The 20,526-nt window shown below is 48.7% G+C and carries 16 protein-coding genes and 1 pseudogene; 10 read left to right on the top strand and 7 right to left on the bottom strand.

From position 1 onward, the window contains the following. The 5 genes and pseudogenes from ABW391_RS23900 to ABW391_RS23880 form a co-directional block, all read left to right on the top strand. Nucleotides 1-1,941 (top strand): annotated as a pseudogene (locus ABW391_RS23900) (glycosyl hydrolase); the annotation flags it as partial. A 301-nt stretch (nt 1,942-2,242) separates the two neighbouring features. Then, nucleotides 2,243-3,259, top strand: a complete 1,017-nt coding sequence (locus ABW391_RS23895; protein ID WP_353484420.1) for a hypothetical protein — start codon at nt 2,243-2,245, stop codon at nt 3,257-3,259. Further along, nucleotides 3,249-4,511 (top strand): YcaO-like family protein, encoded by a 1,263-nt coding sequence (locus tag ABW391_RS23890; RefSeq protein ID WP_353484419.1) that lies wholly within the window; start codon nt 3,249-3,251, stop codon nt 4,509-4,511. Before ABW391_RS23895 ends, ABW391_RS23890 begins: the two co-directional genes overlap by 11 nt. Then, complete coding sequence (locus ABW391_RS23885) at nt 4,489-5,124, top strand: TfuA-like protein (RefSeq protein ID WP_353484418.1); 636 nt, start codon at nt 4,489-4,491, stop codon at nt 5,122-5,124. Before ABW391_RS23890 ends, ABW391_RS23885 begins: the two co-directional genes overlap by 23 nt. Further along, nucleotides 5,121-6,590 carry a tryptophan 7-halogenase gene (locus ABW391_RS23880; RefSeq protein ID WP_353484417.1) on the top strand — a complete coding sequence of 490 codons (1,470 nt, stop codon included), beginning with the start codon at nt 5,121-5,123 and terminating at the stop codon, nt 6,588-6,590. Before ABW391_RS23885 ends, ABW391_RS23880 begins: the two co-directional genes overlap by 4 nt. Nucleotides 6,591-6,615: 25 nt before the next feature. Here ABW391_RS23880 and ABW391_RS23875 read toward each other — a convergent pair whose 3' ends face one another. The 3 genes from ABW391_RS23875 to ABW391_RS23865 all read right to left on the bottom strand — a co-directional run bounded on the left by ABW391_RS23875 (nt 6,616) and on the right by ABW391_RS23865 (nt 11,777). After that, nucleotides 6,616-8,649: a hypothetical protein gene (locus ABW391_RS23875; protein WP_353484416.1), complete on the bottom strand. Its 2,034-nt coding sequence runs from the start codon at nt 8,647-8,649 to the stop codon at nt 6,616-6,618. A 3-nt stretch (nt 8,650-8,652) separates the two neighbouring features. Further along, on the bottom strand, nt 8,653-10,716 hold the full coding sequence (locus ABW391_RS23870; RefSeq protein WP_353484415.1) for an adenylate/guanylate cyclase domain-containing protein: 2,064 nt from the start codon (nt 10,714-10,716) through the stop codon (nt 8,653-8,655). Between the two features lie 335 nt (nt 10,717-11,051). After that, nucleotides 11,052-11,777 (bottom strand): hypothetical protein, encoded by a 726-nt coding sequence (locus tag ABW391_RS23865; protein ID WP_353484414.1) that lies wholly within the window; start codon nt 11,775-11,777, stop codon nt 11,052-11,054. 175 nt (nt 11,778-11,952) lie between these two features. Here ABW391_RS23865 and ABW391_RS23860 point away from each other — a divergent pair, with 175 nt between their 5' ends. From ABW391_RS23860 to ABW391_RS23840, 5 genes are all read left to right on the top strand, one after another. Then, on the top strand, nt 11,953-12,468 hold the full coding sequence (locus ABW391_RS23860) for an exonuclease (RefSeq protein WP_353484413.1): 516 nt from the start codon (nt 11,953-11,955) through the stop codon (nt 12,466-12,468). A gap of 120 nt (nt 12,469-12,588) precedes the next feature. Further along, complete coding sequence (locus ABW391_RS23855) at nt 12,589-13,758, top strand: cystathionine gamma-synthase (RefSeq protein ID WP_353484412.1); 1,170 nt, start codon at nt 12,589-12,591, stop codon at nt 13,756-13,758. Between the two features lie 135 nt (nt 13,759-13,893). Next, a complete protein-coding gene (locus ABW391_RS23850) occupies nt 13,894-14,883 on the top strand; it encodes a hypothetical protein (RefSeq protein ID WP_353484411.1) in 990 nt (329 codons plus the stop codon). Nucleotides 14,884-14,998: 115 nt separating this feature from the next. Continuing rightward, nucleotides 14,999-15,712 (top strand): phosphoribosylformylglycinamidine synthase subunit PurQ, encoded by a 714-nt coding sequence (purQ, locus tag ABW391_RS23845; protein WP_353484410.1) that lies wholly within the window; start codon nt 14,999-15,001, stop codon nt 15,710-15,712. Between the two features lie 95 nt (nt 15,713-15,807). Next, nucleotides 15,808-18,402 carry a protein-disulfide reductase DsbD family protein gene (locus ABW391_RS23840; protein ID WP_353484409.1) on the top strand — a complete coding sequence of 865 codons (2,595 nt, stop codon included), beginning with the start codon at nt 15,808-15,810 and terminating at the stop codon, nt 18,400-18,402. 45 nt (nt 18,403-18,447) lie between these two features. On the opposite strand, the gene ABW391_RS23835 is transcribed toward ABW391_RS23840, so the two are convergent. The 4 genes from ABW391_RS23835 to ABW391_RS23820 all read right to left on the bottom strand — a co-directional run bounded on the left by ABW391_RS23835 (nt 18,448) and on the right by ABW391_RS23820 (nt 20,160). Continuing rightward, entirely contained in the window at nt 18,448-18,930 is a 483-nt protein-coding gene (locus tag ABW391_RS23835) for a biotin/lipoyl-containing protein (RefSeq protein WP_353484408.1), read from the bottom strand. Nucleotides 18,931-18,935: 5 nt separating this feature from the next. Further along, nucleotides 18,936-19,316: a hypothetical protein gene (locus ABW391_RS23830; RefSeq protein WP_353484407.1), complete on the bottom strand. Its 381-nt coding sequence runs from the start codon at nt 19,314-19,316 to the stop codon at nt 18,936-18,938. A 147-nt stretch (nt 19,317-19,463) separates the two neighbouring features. Further along, nucleotides 19,464-19,736, bottom strand: a complete 273-nt coding sequence (locus ABW391_RS23825; protein ID WP_353484406.1) for an AtpZ/AtpI family protein — start codon at nt 19,734-19,736, stop codon at nt 19,464-19,466. Continuing rightward, entirely contained in the window at nt 19,705-20,160 is a 456-nt protein-coding gene (locus ABW391_RS23820; RefSeq protein ID WP_353484405.1) for a bactofilin family protein, read from the bottom strand. Before ABW391_RS23820 ends, ABW391_RS23825 begins: the two co-directional genes overlap by 32 nt. Between the last annotated feature and the right edge of the window lie 366 nt (nt 20,161-20,526).

Genomic DNA, 20,526 nt, shown 5'->3' with positions numbered 1-20,526 from the left:
AGCATGATCCCCTACCACGTGCTCGGCAATCGTCAGGACGGCTATTCCTACTACGGCCCCAGCAACAGCCGTAGTGGGGGGATTCCCATCAGTGACTGGAAATTTGTGGGGGGCTGCGAGTCGGGTTTTGCCCAGGTTGATCCCTTCAATCCCAACCTCGTTTGGTCGGGTTGCTACGACGGTGGCCTGGACGTGACCGATCTGCGCACGGGCATCGCACGCGACGTACGTCCTTGGCCCGAAACCCAATACGGCTGGAACCCCCAAAACGTGAAATACCGCTGGCACTGGAACTTCCCCATGGTGCTCTCGCGGCATCGCCCGAACACGGTATGGGTGGGTAGCCAGTACATCCACCAGACGACCAACGGCGGCCAGTCCTGGCAAGTGATCAGCCCGGATCTGACCACGGCTGACCCCAAAAAAATGGACAATTCTGGCGGCATCGCCTACGACAACCTCTATACCTGGGACGGTTGCACCACGCTGAACATGGCCGAATCACCGGTCAAAGAGGGCATCCTGTGGGTGGGCACCAACGATGGCCTTTTGCAACTCACCCGCGACGGCGGTAAAAGCTGGGAAAATTTGACCAAAAACCTCCCCGGCCTGCCCGCTGGTGGCAGCGTTTCCTGCATCGAACCCTCCAATTTTGAAGCCGGAACCTGCTACGTATCCTACCGCTTTTTGTACGTGGGCAATACCCAGTCCTACATCTTCAAAACCAGCGATTACGGCAAAACCTGGACAAAAATCATTGGCGATTTGCCCCAAAACCAATCCAGCACCGTGTTTCAAATCCGCGAAGACCCTGCAATGAAAGGTTTGTTGTACTGTGGCACCGACAACGCCCTCTACTTTTCGCCCAACGACGGCAAAAGCTGGCAACGCCTGCGCAACAACCTTCCGCCCGTGGCGGTGTACGGCATTGCGGTGCAAAAACACTTTGGCGATTTGGTACTCGGCACCTACGGACGGGGTTTTTACATCCTGGACGACCTGACGCCTATCCGCCAATTCAGCGCTGAAGTGCAAAAGGCCGAAAGCCACTTGTTCACTCTGCGGCCAGCGTATCGGTTTCAGCGCGTATTGGGCACGCATGCGGACGGCGATTCTTTTTCGGGGCAAAACCCCACTTACGGCTCACTGATCAATTATTACCAAAAAGATACTTTGCAAAAAACGGCTGAGCTGCTGGTGCTCTCCATGCAGGGCGATACACTGCGCAAGTTGCGTACGGTGAACAAAGCGGGCATCCAGCGTACCAGTTGGGATTTGCGCCCGGAACCCGCACGTTTGCCTAAATTGCGCACCAAACCCCGCGACAAGGACTGGATAGAATTGGACAAAAACGGCGAGCGCAGCATTTACCCCTGGGATTTGGACATGCAACCGGGCCTGAATGCGCCACTGGTGCCAGCGGGCAAATACCGCGTGGTGTACATTGCCAATGGCAAAAAACAGGAGCAAATCCTGGAGCTGCGCAACGACCCAAATTTAAAGGGCAATGACGCCGACATCCAAAAGCAATACAGCTTTGGCCTGAAACTGAACCAGGACCTCAAGGCCACGGTAAAATTGATTGAAGACATCGAAAAACAACGCGCCGATCTGCAAAAGGCCAGCGCCCGGGAAAAATCGGCGGAGGTAAAAAAAGACCAACTCGACCTGGAAGAGCAACTGTACCAAATCGAACGTGCCCTGCTCGACCTGAAACAAACGGGTGCCCGACAGGACAACTTCCGCAATCCGGTGGGGGTGATGGAGCGTTTTTTGGCGATCGGCAAAGAGCTGTTGGTATCTAGTGGGGATCATCCGCCGACCGATCAGCAAATTGAAGTGCATCAGTTGACCAAGGAGAAATTGGAGGCGGCGCAAGGGGCTTATCAGGGAGTGTTGAACTCGGCTTTGTGGAAGAAGGTGGTGTGGAAGAAGCCGTAATGTTGCACTGAATCCTAATTCCAAAAATGGGGCACGCTCGGCACTGATTATTAAAGAGAGAATCAATGCCCATAAAAGCGTTGCCCCCTCACTTCCCAGGGAAACAGCCCCAGTTCAATTCTTTTTTTCCAATCCTTGCGGGTGAAATACCTCCTAAATAAAAATTCACTATCTTGTAACAGATTAAATGATCACTGTTAAAAACACCTCAATGAAAATTGACCCTCACCAACCAAGCATCGGAATCGAGCTGGATTCCAAGACCGCCTTCTTTCTCGGCGTGCTCGCCGGCAGGCATAATTTGCTCCAATACGCTAAAGAATGGGTACAAGCCAATCCTCACCATGTGATCGCTGAGTGGGCTAAGGAACAACCCGAAAAAATTGCTGAAGCCTGGGAAAAGGATAATCTAAAGCAGGCCGTAAGTGCCTGGGTGGATGCCAATCCCGAAAAGGTAGTTCATCTGTGGTTCCAGCAACAGCCCGGTCATATGTTGCAATCGCTGGCTACTGTCAGTCCAACAACCGCCTCTCAGCCTGATCCGTCAACCGGGCAAGTTGCAGCCTATCAAATAAAAGCCTGGGCAATGAATGCCGCTCCCGAGCAGCTCGCAGCCTGGGCAGGACAGACGCCTGCCCAACATTACCTGGCCTGGGCCATGCACAACGTCCCTGAGCAGGTGAAGGCCTGGTACAAGGATCATACCGAAGAATTTCCCAAAGCATGGGCCAATGTCGGCACGGCAGATAATATTGTCGGCTTGGTCGGACTTCCCATACCAGAAAATGTCAAAGCCTGGGCAGATAACGTTCAGCCTGAGCAAGTCAAAGCATGGGCAGATAATATCCAGCCCGAGCAGGTCAAGGCATGGGCGGATAACATCCAACCTGAGCAGGTCAAAGCATGGGCGGACAATGCCAGTCCTGAGTTGAACAAAGCCTGGGCTACAGATCCTTCCGGCGAGCGAGGAGTCGATGCTGCGATGGGTGCTAGCCCCAGCGTTGAGCAGGTCAAAGCATGGGCTAGCGGGCTTTCTTCCGATCAACACCCCTTGGCCGACGTGGCTTCCACTGACCAGGTTAAGGCTTGGGCACAAAACACCACTCCTGAACAGGTTAAGGCCTGGTATACCGGCAACCAGTCGGTAATGTCCGTCAGAGACCTGGGTAGCCCGCTCGAACCTTCAGCGGATATGGTCAAGGCCTGGGCTAACGAAGCGCCGGCTTCGCAGATCAATGCATGGGCGCAGGAATCCAACCCTTTTGAACAGCCCAAAGACCCCGATAGCGAAAAAGCAGGAACAAAAGATGATGAATGATGCAGCCGATACAACGGTTCAGATCAACCATACCAGTCTTCGATGCCGTCCCCTCGAGGAAACCCTGACATATGCCAGGAGCTTTGCCGCGGTTTTGGGTATCACTCGAGTCACCGATGTCACCCGCCTGGATCGGGTAGGGCTTCCCGTTTATTCCAGTATTCGGCCTGGTGCCCTGGATGGTTCTCTTTGCGTCAACTCAGGAAAAGGCATCTTGCCTCAGGAAGCTGAGGTGGGTGCCTACATGGAAGCCATTGAATTTGCGATGGCGGAGCCCAACCGGGCAGGGCTGGATATTTACCGGGTCACCCCTCGCGATATCCTTGACGGGAATCGGCGAAGTGATGCTATCCTTGATTTTTGTCCAACCATGGACACCCGTATTTCCCTTGACGAGCCCATTACGGCTGTACAGGCGACAGACCTGTACAGCAACGAATCCTTTCTGGCCCCAGCCGAACTGGCATTTATGCCCTACCCTGCCCCACACGTCCGGTATTTCGGGAGTCATACCAACGGTCTGAGCTCGGGCAATTCGCAGTGTGAGGCGCAGATCCATGGCGTGCTGGAAATCATCGAACGGGACATCATGTCCTTTCAAACGGTAAATTCTCAATACCTTCGCCTGGATCCAGCCTCCTATCCCGACTCGCTAAAGTCGCTTGCCGACCGTATGGCCTCGGCAGGGCTGGAGCTTATGGTTCGCTACGGCCCCAATACATTTGGCATTCCCTTTTTCGCAGCCACGGTCATTGACCATCAAACCGAAGATCCGCTGTACATCAACGGTGGCTTCGGCTGCCATTCCCTGCGGGAGATTGCGCTCAACCGGGCCGTTGCAGAGGCGTTGCAGAGTCGATTGACCTTTATCCATGGAGGGCGAGACGATCTGATCCAGGATTACCTGCGTTTCAGCGGTCTCAGCTTTCGGCAGCGTCGCGACACCTTTGAGCGTGCCATCCGGCAGGTGAAAGCCAGCAGCAGCGGCAGCATTCATTTTGAGGCCATCCCTTATCCAGACTGGTCTTTTCAAAGTCTGGAGCAGTATCGCCATCACCTGCTTGATCTTCTGCATGCCCAGGGAATTGATCATGTTCTTTCGGTGGCGTTGATGCCTGCGGAGGCACCGCTGCAGGTTGTCAAAATCATCATTCCAAAAATGGAATTTTTCACCCGGGAAAATCCCCGAATCGGACCCAGATTACATGCTTATGCCACCAACGTTGCCCATGGTTCTTTTTGGCGGGCCTAGCCTTAGCGAACTCGCGCTACAGCGGTGTCGGGAATTGGGTATAGAGCTCCGCCCGCCAGCGCGCCGCAATGACATCCAGCAATTGGTAGAAACTGGCTATCGCGGTACCATCGCTCTTGTCGACGGCGTATTTCACCAGGTGATATCTGTAGGGCACAAAGAACTCCTGGGCGCCATTGCCGCAGGCTGCGAGGTATACGGCATATCGTCCATGGGCGCTATTCGGGCCTATGAGCTGCGTACTTTTGGCATGAAAGGCATAGGCAAGGTGTACCGTTATTTCGATCAGGAAGGTGATTTCCAGGATGATGAAGTTGCTTTAATTCACAATCCCACTCCGCCGTACCATCCTTTCAGCGAGCCGCTTGTGCACATCCGGGTCTGCATCACAGACCTCTGCACCCAGCAGGAGATTACGCCCAAAGCCGGACAAGAGATCATTGACCAGCTGAAAGCCCTTTACTTCGGCGAACGCACGCTGGAAACCTTTGCCCGACTGCTTGAGTCGGCCAGTGGCAAAGCATTTGGAGATTTAGTGCCTGATATGGCACCATACCGGATCAAACAGCGAGATGTAGAAGATTTTTTGGCAAATATAACAATGCACTCATGAGCCCTTTATCCCAACACTATGAAGAAGTACAAGAACTGTCAGCCGATCAGAAACTTCAACTGATCGGCGGACTGCTGCCACGTTCGGAATCCGCACGGTTCAAGATATTGGCCAGCCGTGTGACACCTCAGGTCACCCAGAAGTACCGTGTAGCCATACTCGGCGGGGGTACGGCTGGTTTTGTTGCCGCTGCCCATCTGACCAAGCGCTTTCCAGGTTTTGAACTGTTTCATATTTACGATACCCGCATCCCCACGATCGGCGTCGGTGAAGGTACCACGCCCCTTTTTCCGGCCTGGATCCGCGATATCACGGGGTTGGATGACCGAGAGATTCGCCGCCGCTGCCGGATGACACAGAAGCATGGTCTTTATTTTGAAAACTGGGGCAAGCACCGTACACCCTTTCAGGAAGATTTTTTCTTCAACAGCTACGCCTACCACATTTCCGCTTCCGATCTGGTCGAACTGCTTCGTTCATATGTAAAAGCCACCGTACTGGATCGCCAGGTTACCAGCGTAATCAGCAATGGAAGGGAAGTCAGCATCGGCTTCGAGAAAGATGCTCCGATGGTCTTCGATTTTGTCTTTGACGCCCGCGGATTCCCCAGTGAGCTAACGGACGATCATATTCCCATTCCGGAAATTCCTACCAACGCCGCCTTGATCCGCCAGGCACCACCCGCCGAGTTCAACCGCATGACCCGCTGCGTGGCGCGACCCCACGGTTGGGTTTTTGTCATACCCTTGGTCTCACATTCCACGTACGGTTATATCTACAATGAAAAGATCACCAGTAAGGAGGAGATTTCTGCCGAACTGGACTTTTTATCCCAGCATTCTGGTATTCAATTGAGAAAAGAGACCGAACGCCAGCTTCGTTTCCCCAGCTTTACGCGGCGACAGTTGTTCGATGGCGCACTATTCCACATCGGAAATACTGCTTCATTTATTGAGCCGTTGGAAGCGACGGCTATCCACATTACCCTGTTCCAGATCGATGTAGCGTCCAAGTGGCTGGCCGATGCCCTGATCGATGCCCGCGGTGAAGCGCGCCGAGCACCTGCATTTATCAACGGTCTGAACAAGCTAATGCGGGAATACACAATGGAAGCGGCACTTTTTGTCAGTTGGCATTATGCCGCTGGTTCGAGCTTTCAGAGCCCTTTCTGGTCTTTTGCTACTGATAATTTTCGGCAATGCCTGGAAGCTCCAACCAACGCGGGTGTTGCCGAGCGTTTCAGACAGTACATGGAAGCGGCGCGCCATGTTCCTGAAGACATTCTCCACTTGGCCTCCATGCAACCTGACCGCTATATGGACATGATGAAGATGAACGGAACCCAGCCTTTTTTCTATGCAGGTTTTTCAGAAATCAGTTTCGCGCAGATTGGGCACGGCATCGGGTACTTTGAGAAACAGGGACATTACAGTCCCTCCCAAGTCAACGAGGCTGTTTCTCCTTGATCAGATCAATGGTCAGATCCAAAACTTATTCTGGGTTTAAAAACGGCTCTGCCCATTTCTGGATGAGTGCCCGCTGGTTATCCGATAGCTCCCGCGTTACCGGCATATACCTGTGGTTGCCCCAATTATTAAGGGCTACCCGTTCGACCAGGATTTTTGCCATTTTTGCATTGTCATATTTCTCTTTGGTGAAAGGAATAATATTCCCCATAATCGGGTAAGCAAAATCGTAGGCTTTGAATATTTCCTCATAGAGCACTTCAAAAGTGACCGGGGTGGGATATTGAGGATCCAGGGGATCGAGATAACGGCCGTAATCGCCCATGGGAAGTACCCGCAGGTGAACCACGTAACCCGTTATAAAGATAGCGGCAAAGTTCATTTGCGGTACCTGCCAGGTATGGCCGGGCAGGAAAAGATAAACTGCATTAGCCGCCTGATCCGTCGGAAAAGTGACGATGTCCTTGTCCTTATAATAAGTGTGCCGGAAGATGGAACTACTCATTATTGAGGCTTGCTGTTTGACCGCGAACTCTACCAGAGTAAAGGGGACGCGCTCTTGGACAGGTTCTCCGCGGTACATCACCCGGAGGCGGCAGCGCTCCTTTTCGCCGGAATAGCTGTGGTAACCGTAGTAAGGATCATCGCCGGCATCAGCATAAATCGCAGACTGATCGGTAAAAAGCGTATAGTCATCCTCGTCCATGATGCGCGTTGCAGTACCGTCGTCATTGATAAGGTAAAGGCCGATGCGGCCGCTTTGGCCTTCCTCCCTCGAAATGTTTAGCGGAAAAGCGACGATGCCGCTCCGTTGGATATTTTCGGAGCGGTTGAACGCATTTGGGCCAATGTTCAAGCGACCAAGGGGCTTTTCGACTCCATTGTCCAACTGCAATCTGAACTCGACCGTACCTAGCGGAAAGACTTCGTAAGAGCCGTCGTCCTGGTGGCTTTCAGGTACCCCGTTGAACAGATCCACATGAAAAATTTTTTGCTCATAATCTGTACGAGTCATCAACGGAGGTATAAAAGTCGTACCAACCAGCGCTTGGTGGTAAACCAATTGCCGGCCCAGTCCTATCGATTTCATTTCTCCTTTGTACCAGGGGCTGATACTGCCAGCTATCTGGAGTTTGGCTGGGTTGGGCACCTTTCCGTTTTTCAGGTAATCGAAAGGGCGGATTTCTTCATTTTCAAAGAGGTTGTACCGAATAAATAGCCCCTTCAGGGTTTGTGAAGGATCGGCAAATTTCTCAAACAGGCGGATAATCGGGCTGTTATTCGTTTCATCTAACTGGCTGATGGGTATCACCGTAAAAATATCGCCCGATCCACTCTGCGGCATTTGTTCATTTACAATCCGACTGAGATTTATGGTACGCAAGTTGCCTTTCAGGGGGGTGCCACTGAAAAACACTTCTTTATCCTTCTGAAGCGACATCGACTTACAAAAAATCTGTGTAAAAGAAGAGGTCGAAGGCGTGATGTCCACCATGTATGCTTCGTCCATCAGCAGGTTGGCTCCAATCAAAGCGGTCAACTCTTCCGGGAGGCCTTTGTCTTCCTCTCCGTATACCTGTTCGCCGTTCTGATCAGGCAGTGCGACACTGAGGACTTTAACATTCATAAACGTAAAGCTCTCATCTCCGAAATAATTCCAATAGCCGGGAATCGCTCCCATCAGCGATTCGTCATCGCCCATCACCGGAGCTGGAATCATTGCATAGGCCTGGTAATAGGCAGCGTCCAGGGCACACTGACCTAGTGGAGTGATCACCCACTCGTCAAAAGACGGTTTATCCTTGATCGGATCAATGGTGAAAAAGACCTCAGCTCCTTCCTGGTGCAGGGAGCCAGCAGGAAGTGCTTTTTCCAAATCCTCCAGGGTAAAAGGAGGTTTCAATTTTCCACCTGATAAGAAAACCCGAGGTGGGGTTATCGCTTTTACGCTAACCGGATCATAAAAGACCATTGGCGCTTCATTGACATTATTGGCTGTGCAGGGGCTTACAGAGGCCTGTCCAGCGAAATTGATCCTAGGGTAATCGAATTGACTCATAGCTTAAACTTGCTTCGGTTGGTTTTGAATCGGTTCTTTTTTGATCTCTTTTTCCACGAAATACATACCCATCAGGCTAATATTTTTCGCCTGGATCTCGCCTCGATAGCTACACTCGAAATGATTTTTTACCAGCTCATAGGTAGCTGCTGAGATATTGACCCTTCCCGGCATGCCTTTTTCTTCTAAACGGGCGGCCACATTGACGGTATTCCCCCAAATGTCATAGGCAAATTTTTTGGTACCGACGACCCCGGCCACTAGTTCCCCACTATGTATCCCGATGCGAAGATTCCATTCTACGCCGGATTCTTTGCGGAATTTTTCCTTTGAAGCCAGCACAAAGGCCTGCATCTCCATGGCAGCCATGACCGTATCCACCGGGTTGCTCTCATTGGCAATAGGCACGCCTCCTGCGCACATGTAGGCATCGCCAATGGTTTTGATTTTTTCAATCCCGTGCCGGTCGATGATCTCATCGAAAGCACGGAAATAATAGTTAAGGTACCAGACAATTTCTTCTGGAGAAAGGCGGGAAGCCAGTCGGGAAAAGTCTGCGAAGTCGGTAAAAAGCACCGATACCAGTTGGTAATAACGTGGAGCAGCGGTACCCTTTTCCTTGAGTTCTGTCGCCGTCGTTTCTGGAAGAATATTCAGGAGCAGGCTATCCGATTTCCGGCGTTCCTCGCTCACTATCTGGAGCGTTTGATTAAGCTCCTCATTCGTCATTTGTAACTGTCCGTTTACATGATCCAGTTCCCTGGTGCGTTCGCTCACTTTCTGTTCCAGTTCCCGGTTGACCTTGTCCTGCAATTTTTTATTCTCCTCCATCTGGTGGATGATTTCCATCTGGTTGGCTTCGTTTTTTTTGCGAAGAACATTGAGTTTATTGGCAAGGGCAAAGGATAGTAAGATATTCTGCATCGACGCCCCTGCCGGGACGCTGGCGTCCGTCCAGATATTGGTGGGAATGGCCTTAACAATGGCCAGCACCGTGATCAGTCCGCCTGCAATAAAAAAAATCTGAGCGAACACAAAATACACGGCGGAGGGATAACCTTTGTACCAGCTGTGGAAGGCGATGACCAGAATAACGAGGATGCCCGCCAGACTGATGTTGCCAATCAGCATGTTGGCCATGACCACATTGCCAGACAGCATGGGAAGCAGGGACAATGCGGACAGGGCGTTGACGGCCAGGCTTATTCTCCACAGCCAGGGCGTACGTTCACGGGTTTTAAAAAACACGTTAGCGAAAACCAGCATGGTTGTTCCCAGCGCAAAGGAAAAGAATACATCGAGTTTTTGAACAAATGAACTGAATCCATCGAAAGCACCGAGGTATTGTACGGAATACCCAAAATTATGGGCCGGGATATTGATCAATACAAACAAAAAGAGCAGATAAAAAAGGTAATCTGAATCGCGGGTTGAAAAGTAAACGAAGAGGTGATAGAAAAACATCACCAGGAAAATACCGGTGAAGAACATCACCAGACCCGTAGTCGTCAATTCCCAGGACTTGATTTCTTCAGGAGACCGCAGTTGGAACTGGAGATCTACGGGGATTGCTTTGGCGCTGCGATCCAATGCGAGTTTCACCAGATAATCAACTGCTTCCCCAGGTGGTAGCTCCAATGGAAGTAAATTCCTGTTGGCCAGTGGGTAGACACGTTGACTGAAAGGCACGAGATGTCCGGTTTTTTGGTACACCGTTTGGCCATGGCTAAAAGTGCCGTAAACGTCCACATAGGGCCACCACTCGAAATCCAGAAAGTATTTCCGGGTCGAATCGCTTTTATTGGCAATCCGGAAAGCCATCCAATAAGCCTGCGACGCCTCTGTCGGTAAGATTTCCACTGGCGACAGCAAGGAGAAGGTTTTCCGAAGGGGCATTCGCCTGATCGTTTCCACGTCATAAGCTCGGACACTATCGACCAGGATGTAAATTTTTTGAACGCCTACATTACCCGATACAGGAGCAGGAAGCTCAGGAAACTGCGCAGTAAGAAAAATGGGAATCCACAAAAATAGCAGCGACAGGCTATAGAACTTGTTGATTTTCATTTATTCGGATTAAAAGTCAAATCCATTGTGCTTAACAATTTCTCCGAAATTAACACAATTGAGCCTGAAAATAACAACTTCGTTGGCAATATTCAAACCTATTTTTGGAATAACTTGCTCTATAGCAGGCTACAACTGCAAAAAGGGCATTTTCGTAAGCGCATCAGTTTTGAAGAGAGGGCTGAAGTTCTTTAAGAGATAAAGTCCAGCTATGAGCACATCTAAAAATACAACATGGCATACATCATTTTTACCCCGCTAGTTCAAGTCTTCCACCTTAACTTTCATAGCATGGCGCAAGTGCATGGGGCAGACTTGAACCAACGGGTCGTATCTTATTCGGAGTAAATGGTGATTACATCGTCGCCGATAATAAATGAGCCGTTGGAGGTTTGTCTTCGGATGATTTCCTCTCCGATAAAATTCAGCACTTCCAAGCGTTTTTCGCGTGGCATGCCCGTTTTGAGTTCCCATTCGTTTGATGAGGGTACCGCGACTATGGCTAAGGCCCCGTAACCCATTTCCCACCACATATCGAAACTGCCGACTCTGCTTTCAAAATAGATGACGCCGCTGCGGCCCTCATCCACAAAGCGAAGCTTCGGGTTGCCTTCCAGTTTGGGGGCAGGGCTGTCTTTGCTATGGAATTTATCCACCCGGTTCACCACTTCCCTGATTCGCTCCACGAATGTGCGGTCCACATCGAGCCATTTCATAATATCGGGGGTCGTTTTAGCGCTCTCAATGTGTAGGCGGCTCAGATCGCGGAGCAAGGCCGTTCGAATGGCCTCCTCGTACTCCCGGCGATGCTTTTCAAAGGATTCAGCGGCCATTTTTTCACCTTCTCGCTCAGCCTTGCTTCGGAGTGCCTGCGCGGCATCCAGTTCGATTTCGATCCGTTTGCGCTCTTTTTCGAGCGCGGCTGTTCCTTGATCGATTCCCCCCAAGGCGTTTTTCATGGTCTGCTCCATCATGGCCGCAAAGGTTTCTTGTTGTTGGGCAAGGGCGGCGGCGAGTCGTTTTTGTACTTCTGCTTCTATTCGCGATGATTCATCTTCCATATTCTATGATTAGATGACTTGAAGGTAAAATCATACTACTGGACATTTTTTTGATCACACAGATTTGACTACAATAACAAATATATTGAAAGGCGATGAAACCGAATAGCATTCCCTTGAGTTTAAGTACAAGCACATCCATTTTAGCGCATGTCTAAAGCAAAAAAAACACAACATGGCATACATCATGGTAGACATCGAGGCAGATGGCCCGATTCCAGGCGATTTTTCGATGGTTTCGTTGGGCGCGGTGCTGGTTAAGCCCGAGTTAGACCAGACCTTTTTTGCCCAATTCAAGCCCATTTCCGAGCAATTCATTCCTGAGGCGTTGGCAGTTTCCGGGTATTCGCGTGCGGAAACCCTGGCGTTTGCCGATCCAGCCCAGGAGATGCAGCGATTTAAGGAGTGGGTCAATCGAGTTTGTCCTGATCGGCCGATCTTCATCAGCGACAACAATGGTTTTGACTGGATGTTTGTGTGCTGGTATTTTCACCATTTTTTGGGCGAGAATCCGTTTGGGCACAGTTCTCAAAACCTGGGCAGTTTGTACAAAGGGCTGGCCAAAGATACTTATGTCAATTTCAAGCACCTGCGCAAAACCAAACATACCCACCATCCAGTAGATGATGCGAAGGGAAATGCCGAAGCGCTTTTGGAAATGAAGGGGATAGGCTTAAATATTAAGTTTTAGGTTTATGCAATTTTTTAGAGTTGTGTAAATCATTGTGCAACTAAAATCTTAAAATTCAAAACCTAAAACTTTACTAATTTTGCGGACTAAGTATGACGCAAAAAATCACTTCTCGATTTTTTGCGGCCTAACCACCATAAAACTATGAAATTCGGAACCAAAGCCATCCATGCGGGCATTGAACCAGATCCCTCTACGGGAGCGGTGATGACCCCAATATACCAGACCTCAACGTATGCCCAGGAAGCTCCAGGTGTACACAAAGGCTATGAATACGCTCGAACCCAGAACCCCACTCGCTCCGTTCTTGAAAAAAACCTGGCTGCGCTGGAAAATGGCCAACACGCCATTTGTTTCAGCAGTGGATTGGCTGCGATGGATGCCATCATCCGTTTGCTCAATCCGGGCGATGAATTGATTTCCAGCAACGATTTGTATGGTGGTTCTTATCGCCAATTGGTGCGTGTACATGGCCGGTATGGCCTGGTATCGCATTTTGTACCCATGCAGGATTTGGGAGGCATTGCGGCCAAGATCAATTCCAAAACCCGCATGTTGTGGATCGAAACGCCCACCAACCCGATGCTCAATGTGGTTGACATCAAAGCGGTATGTACCCTGGCTCGTGAGCAGGGCATTTTGACTTGTGTAGACAATACCTTTGCCTCGCCATATCTTCAAAATCCACTGGATTTGGGTGCCGACATCGTCATGCACTCGGCTACCAAATACATTGGTGGCCACTCCGACGTGATCCACGGCGCGGTCATCACCAACAATGATTCGATTGCGCAGCAGTTGCGTTTTTTGCAAAACGCGATTGGCGCCATTCCCGGGCCGCAAGATTGTTTTTTGATCTTGCGCGGCATCAAAACCTTGCACCTGCGGGTAGAGCGGGCTTGCCAGAATGCGGAAAAAATTGCCTTGTACCTGCGCAATCATCCCAAGGTGCGCAAGACCTATTATCCGGGGTTCAGCGATCACCCGGGGCATGCGGTAGCCAAAAAACAAATGCGGCATTTTGGTGCCATGGTTTCTTTTGATTTGCATACCGACACCCTGGAATATGCCACTAATGTGCTGTCCAACACCCAGTTGTTTACTCTGGCCGAATCTTTAGGCGGCGTAGAATCACTGATTGGCCACCCGGCTACGATGACCCATGCCAGTATACCTCAGGAAGAGCGCTATAAAGTGGGATTGACCAATTCCTTGATTCGCCTCAGTGTCGGGATTGAAGATGTAGAAGACCTGATTGAAGATTTGGAACAGGCCCTGGATCGGCTTTAGCAATGATTCAAAACTTTGCCAACTCCAGCAGATTGCGCGGGTTGGCAAAGTTTTTATACATTTGTTCCATTAGTATGACGCAAAAAATCGGGAAGTTAATTTTTCTGCGTTACTTACCATGCAAAACTACAACTTGTGCTCTCGTTATTCCGCACCAATCAAGTATTGTCTACCGTCCTCGTTTTGTTTTTCGCTGCGCTAATGCTGGGAGCTCCCGTGTTAATGCACCTGAAATATCAGTCTGTTGATTACGGTATTGCAAATTTTTTCCTGAACCAACTCATTGCTGGCAATACCACCACAGCGCTGATCATTGCATTGGTTTTTTTGTTTTTGGGTGCATTTAAGGTCAATTACATCGACCTCAACTTTCGGCTTTCCAAAGACATCAACATGATGCCGGGCTTGTTTTATGTGTTGGTCAGTTGCACTGCACCACAGATAGGGCCATTTTCGCCCCTACATGCGGGCAATTTCTTTTTGTTGTTGGCCATTTACGAGTTGATGGATACTTTTAAAAAAACCTCGGTGGCAGACTGCATTTTCAACACTGGTTTTTATTTGGCCATTGCCAGTTTCTTTTATCCTTCCTACCTGGTGTTCATCCTGCTTATTTTTGCAGGACTCAATGTCATGCGGGGTTTTGATTTTCGGGAACGGGTTATTGCGGTATGTGGACTCCTCGTTCCTTATGTATTGGCGGGAGTTGGGATGTTTTGGTTCAATAACTTTGAGCTCTTCTGGAAACTCCAAGTTGTACAGGCATTTGGATGGTTTGATTTTCAGGAAACAGGATTTACCGTTTCCAACATTTTGATGATTGCGGTATTGGCGCTGATCTTGTTGGTATTGATATTTCAACAAGGCAGTTTAACGGGCAAGCGAGTGATCCAATCTCAAAAGCGGATCAATTTGTTGTACTGGAGTTTGTTTATTGCCGTGTTGAGTGTTCCGGTTCAAGCCAACCTGCAATACCAGCATTTGATGATTTTGGCACCGGGAGCAGGACTGCTTTCGGGGATGTTGTTCAGCTCCATGTCCAGAAATTGGGCAGAGTTGTTGCACCTGGTCTGGTTTGCCCTGGTACTGGTGATCCAATATCAAGCGTTTATTTTTCCAGGATAAGCAATTTGTAGCTTCAATTACCGCAGCTTTTTTCCAAAAAAAATTGAATCTTTGCTTTTCTTTTTCATATCCACCTCTTAGTTGGATGATTGAGGCATTTAAAAAGTAAAAAAATATGAAATTCGGCATAATCGTTTTTCCTGGCTCCAATTGTGATGACGACATGCTGCATGTACTGGGCAATGTCATGCAGCAAGAAACGGTAAAAATTTGGCATAAAGAAACCGAATTGGATGGATTTGCCCCTGGCGATTGCATCGTATTGCCCGGCGGTTTTTCTTATGGTGACTACTTGCGTTCAGGTGCCATCGCCCGTTTTTCGCCCATCATGAATGCGGTGGTTGATTTTGCCAACAGTGGCGGCCTGGTCTACGGCATTTGCAACGGATTTCAGATTTTGTGTGAAGCTGGTCTATTGCCTGGAGTATTGCTGCGCAATGCCAATCAGCAATACATTTGCAAAAACGTTTTTTTGAAAACCATCTCCAACAATAGCCCCCTGACGGCAGGAATACCTTCGGGTCAGGTACTCAAAATTCCGATTGCGCATGGCGACGGTCGGTTTTATACGGATGCAGAAACCCTGGCTGAGTTGGAAGCCAACGATCAGATCTTGTTCAAATACTGTATGCCCAATGGAGAAATTGCTACAGAGGCCAATCCCAACGGGGCGGTAGACAACATTGCCGGAATTTGCAACAAACAACGCAATGTATTCGGAATGATGCCTCACCCGGAGCGGGCTGCTGAAGACATCCTGGGCAATGCCGATGGCCACCGACTTTTTGATTCATTGGTAAAAATGACCCACATGTCGGCGGCAATGTAGCCCTGCGGACAGTTGAGCACATACCCGTTATATCGCTTTTTTCGTTACAACCTTCAGTTACACGCAACTGTTATTCTTTTTTAAAAGTCTTTCCCATGAGAATGATGTCTTTTTGTTTGCTCTTTTTGAGTGCATTTTCGGTTTTTGGTCAAATTGAGAATCCGGTAAAATGGTCTTCCAGCTCCAAGAAAATTGGCGCAGAGGAGTATGAGCTGGTTTTTGTGGCCAATATCCAGGATGGCTGGAACACGTATTCTCAATATTTGGAAAGCGACGATGGCCCGGTGCGTACTTCTTTTCATTACGACAAAGGAGCGCACTTTCAACTGGCAGGCAAGAACATCGAAGAAGGCGACCGCAAGGAAGGCCACGATAAGCTGTTTGACATGAACGTCATCAAGCTGTACCATACGGCTACCTTCCGCCAAAAAGTAAAAGTAACCGATCCTTCCAAGCCCATCAGTGGCTATGTGGAATTCATGTGCTGCAACGAGGAAAAATGCCTCCCTCCTACCGAGTTCGCTTTTAAAATTACTTTGGCCAACACTGCCAGCGACGAAAAAAAAAAGACCGGTAGCCTCGAAGGGGACAAAATAAAAGACAGCAAAAGCAAAACCGAATCGGCCAATATCCCGGAAACGGAGGGAGGATTGAACCTTCCTGCGGATTTTCTATCTGGCGATGTTCCGGCAAATCCCAAACCAAGCGGCATAGTAGAACCCGTAAAATGGCAGGCTGCGATCCAAAAGCTGGACGCCAGTACTTTTGTGCTCACCATGACGGCCAATCTTGATAAAGACTGGAGCATTTACTCCCAACATACTGGCGAGGGAGGTCCATTGCCTACCTCTTTTACTTTCACCGAAAGCAGCAACTATGCCTTGGGGGGAGAAACGGTTGAATCCGGTCATGTCAAGGAGGTGAAAGATCCGCTGTTTGCAAATATCCTGGTAAAGAAATACAGCATTGGCCCGGTAGTATTCACCCAAAAGGTAAAAGTCACTGACCCAAGCAAGCCCATTTCGGGCTATTTGAGTTACATGGCCTGCAATTCCAGCAGTTGCTTGCCACCTAGCAGTGTCGATTTTTTCTTTGTACCCGCTGAATTAACTGCCTTGATCGGCAACGAAGCGACCTCTGCCCTCAATGGGGGCAAAAGTACCGCTATCAAATTGGACGATTCTTCGCTGGAAAGCACTTACGGATTGACCAAACCCAAACTGAATGCACCACTGGGACAGTGTTCCAACGATGGCGAAGTGATTACCACCAAAACAAGCTGGGCACGTATCTTTTTTCTCGGATTTTTCGGAGGATTGCTGGCTTTGCTGACCCCTTGTGTGTTTCCGATGATCCCTTTTACGGTTAGTTTTTTCACCAAAATGAGCCAGAATAAGCGGAGCAAGTTGATTTGGAATGCCTCGCTTTACGCCTTCTTTATCGTTTTGGTTTACCTCCTTTTGAGTATCCCCTTTCACCTGATCGACAATCTCAATCCCGATATTCTGAACGATATATCCACCAATGTGTGGCTCAATATTGTGTTCTTTTTGGTTTTTGTACTTTTTGCCTTCTCCTTTTTCGGTTATTATGAAATTGCTTTGCCCAGTTCCTGGGTCAATCGCTCTAGTCAGGCCGAAAATTTGGGCGGCATCCTGGGTATCTTCTTTGCTGCACTGACTTTGGCCTTGGTGTCGTTTTCCTGTACCGGACCGATTCTGGGTTCTCTGTTGGCAGGCGCCTTGACATCTAATGGTGGCGCCTGGCAATTGACTGCGGGTATGGCGGGATTTGGATTGGGGCTGGCGTTGCCTTTTGCATTGTTTGCGGCATTCCCAAGTTTCATACAGTCCTTGCCCAAGTCAGGAAGTTGGATGAATACGGTAAAAGTGGTATTGGGCTTTTTGGAGTTGGCGCTGGCGCTCAAATTTTTGTCCAACGCAGACTTGGTCAAACATTGGGAAGCATTGACCATTGAGCCGTTTTTGGCCATTTGGTTGCTGATCTTCCTTGGTTTGGCCTTGTATTTGTTTGGGTTGCTGCACTTTCCCCATTACGGCAAAGAAAGATCGAATGGCATTAAAATTGGATTGGGACTGGTTTCTTTGGCATTTGCCATTTACCTCGGAACAGGATTTATGGTGAATCAAGCTACGGGCAGCTATCGGCAATTGAGCTTGTTGAGTGGTTTGGCACCGCCGGTTACCTACAGTTGGTTTCTTCCTCAGGATTGTCCACAAAATTTGAATTGTTTCAAAGATTTGGAGGCTGGTTTGGCTTATGCCCGGCAGGTCAACAAGCCCGTAATGATCGATTTTACAGGGCATGCCTGCGTGAACTGCCGCAAAATGGAAGAGCACGTGTGGCCTACGAAACCCGTAAGGCCCTTATTGGATAAAGACTACGTGTTGATCTCCTTGTATGTGGACGACAAGCGGGAATTGCCCCTGGATCAGCAGATAGAAGTGGAGACAACCTTGGGTGGTACGCGCAAATTGCGCACCATCGGCAACAAATGGTCGCACTTCCAAACCGAATATTTCCAAACCAATACCCAGCCTTATTACGTACTGCTATCACCTGATGGTCAGTTGCTGACCCAGCCACGTGGCTACACCCCAGAAGAAGAGGAGTATGCAGGCTTTTTGCAGTGTGGCAAGGATGCGTTTTATGCATTGAGTCAGAAATAAAACCTCACTGGCGAGATGGAGACAATCGCCATCTCGCCAGTGATTTCATTCCATTTCAATTAAGATCTGGTTCTTATTCACCGCTGCGCCTTTCAGCGCTTTTATTGCTTTAACCACTCCATTTCCAGGAGACTTGAGTACATTCTCCATTTTCATGGCTTCCAAGATCAAGAGAGCATCTCCTTTGGCCACACTTTGTCCTACCTCCACCATCACATCCAATACCAAGCCAGGCATAGGGGCTTTGACATCTTTGAATTTAGCACTAGCGTGAGCAGTCAGGCCAAGGCGATTGATGGTTTGATCGAACTGATCGGCAATTTTAACTTCATAACGTCCACCATTGATATTGAAAACAAAAGATTTGGCCAAGTAATCAACCTTTTCCAGGGTGGCATGAAAAGAACGGCCTCCAGAGATGACGTGAAAATTGTGTTCATCCAGGCGAATGAAATCCAACCCTGTTTGAGTGGCGTTTTCAAGGATGAGCTGATCATTTACGGATACATTGTAATTGGGTTTTTCCATGGCGGTTAATTGCTTCTGCCCAGTTTCATCAAAAGGGCGGTTTCAAAAATGGTATAAATCAAATAAATGCCAAAAAATGGTACTATGAATAATTTATTGGCAGGTTTTGCCAGAAAAAAATATCCAACGATGATCATCAGTGAAAACAACATTTTGATCATGGTCAACACCATGAATGCGTTGGTGAACTGGTGTTTGTTGGTGCTTCGAGCCGCCATACTACCATACCAGAAGGCCAGGAGGGTAAACAAGACAAAAAAAGCAAAAGTACCCCATGCGAAGAGTGCATGAATTTGAAAGCCAGGCAAGCGATTGAGTAAAAACAACCCAATTGCTGTACATGCTGATACGGTACCCAAAGACAGCAAAAAGCGGGATTGATTCATTGGTTTTGCAGTTGAGAAAATGGAGCAATTGAAAAGCTCAATGGCTCAGTGGATTCCCAAAGTCGATTGGAATACCCACCCAAGTGCAAAAATACAAAACCCAAGTGCATAATTAAGGAATGAACAAATTGGAGCGCAATACAAATGTCATTTGCGGCGCTGATTGTTGTTGGACGTCAGGAAATCTTTCAGGCTTACATAAAGTGCCGCAAAAATAGAGAGGAGCGAAAAAACCAGGGTAAACCAGGGCTGGGTGGTATGGAAGTATTGATCCAATTTTTGGCCTGCAATAGCGCCAATCAGGATAATCGCCCCCATTTGGAAAGCCATTCCAGAGTATTTGAGGTACATATTGGGAGTGGCTTTCCCTGTAGGCGCTTCTTTTTGATCAGTTATTGGGGGCTTTGGCTCCTTTTTCATCTTCTTTTTTGGAAACGACTACACTGCTTTTGGCAGAAGGTGCTGTTTGGCTTCCCATGGTACAGGTCACATTGAAAACAGCTCCGGATTGAACCAGTAATTTCCCGGTAGTTACTTCTCCGATAACCACCGCATTCTCACGTACGTTGAGTAGTTCGGTAACAATAATAGTGCCTTCAAATTTACCTTCCACTACGGCATTGGCGCAGCGGATCTCCCCTTCGATTTGACCAGTAGGGCCAATCACCACTTTGGCGTCGCAAAAGAGCTTTCCTTTGATTAAGCCATCAACGCGAATGTCACTTTCGGAACGTACTGTACCTTCAACCACGGTGCCTTGCACCAAGCTATTGAAAGCGTTGGGATTGACCGGAGTTACTGATCCATTGCGAGGCTTGATATTGGAATCTTTACTGCCAAACATTGTGTTCGAGTTTTGGTTTATGAATGCCCGTGACCATTGATGTGATGCAAAATGAGTAAATCATTTGAATGCGGTCGATCGGCGATCAAAAAAATCAACGGTGCAAGATACAAAGAAAATGACAATTGCGCTGCTGGCGAATGTTTAGTACTGGATAGCGAGTCAGAGCCACCATAAAATAAGGCCTTCCGAAAAATCAAATCGAAAGGCCTTACCCTGGCATTGAAATATTTTATCCTTAGTAGTAGGGCAAAAATAAGTGTTTCATTTTCTCGGAGCCAAAGGATTAGATAAGAAACTTGAAATGAATCGTTTACTCATCTAATCCTTTGGCAAAATGAAACACTTATTTTTTTATCGCCCTTA

It is taken from the genome of Haliscomenobacter sp., assembly GCF_040403615.1.
Taxonomy (GTDB): domain Bacteria; phylum Bacteroidota; class Bacteroidia; order Chitinophagales; family Saprospiraceae; genus Haliscomenobacter.
The sequence above is the reverse complement of the archived record's forward strand: the minus strand, read 5'-3'. Positions and strand labels throughout refer to the sequence as shown.

Excerpts from the sequence above, each read along its gene's own strand:
- ABW391_RS23880 (WP_353484417.1), top strand. The coding sequence starts at position 5,121 with ATGAGCCCTTTATCCCAACACTATGAAGAAGTACAAGAACTGTCAGCC.
- ABW391_RS23820 (WP_353484405.1), bottom strand. The coding sequence starts at position 20,160 with ATGTTTGGCAGTAAAGATTCCAATATCAAGCCTCGCAATGGATCAGTA.
- ABW391_RS23875 (WP_353484416.1), bottom strand. The coding sequence starts at position 8,649 with ATGAGTCAATTCGATTACCCTAGGATCAATTTCGCTGGACAGGCCTCT.
- ABW391_RS23840 (WP_353484409.1), top strand. The coding sequence starts at position 15,808 with ATGAGAATGATGTCTTTTTGTTTGCTCTTTTTGAGTGCATTTTCGGTT.
- ABW391_RS23885 (WP_353484418.1), top strand. The coding sequence starts at position 4,489 with ATGGTTCTTTTTGGCGGGCCTAGCCTTAGCGAACTCGCGCTACAGCGG.
- ABW391_RS23865 (WP_353484414.1), bottom strand. The coding sequence starts at position 11,777 with ATGGAAGATGAATCATCGCGAATAGAAGCAGAAGTACAAAAACGACTC.
- ABW391_RS23860 (WP_353484413.1), top strand. The coding sequence starts at position 11,953 with ATGGCATACATCATGGTAGACATCGAGGCAGATGGCCCGATTCCAGGC.
- ABW391_RS23825 (WP_353484406.1), bottom strand. The coding sequence starts at position 19,736 with ATGAAAAAGGAGCCAAAGCCCCCAATAACTGATCAAAAAGAAGCGCCT.
- ABW391_RS23830 (WP_353484407.1), bottom strand. The coding sequence starts at position 19,316 with ATGAATCAATCCCGCTTTTTGCTGTCTTTGGGTACCGTATCAGCATGT.
- purQ (WP_353484410.1), top strand. The coding sequence starts at position 14,999 with ATGAAATTCGGCATAATCGTTTTTCCTGGCTCCAATTGTGATGACGAC.
- ABW391_RS23870 (WP_353484415.1), bottom strand. The coding sequence starts at position 10,716 with ATGAAAATCAACAAGTTCTATAGCCTGTCGCTGCTATTTTTGTGGATT.
- ABW391_RS23890 (WP_353484419.1), top strand. The coding sequence starts at position 3,249 with ATGATGAATGATGCAGCCGATACAACGGTTCAGATCAACCATACCAGT.
- ABW391_RS23835 (WP_353484408.1), bottom strand. The coding sequence starts at position 18,930 with ATGGAAAAACCCAATTACAATGTATCCGTAAATGATCAGCTCATCCTT.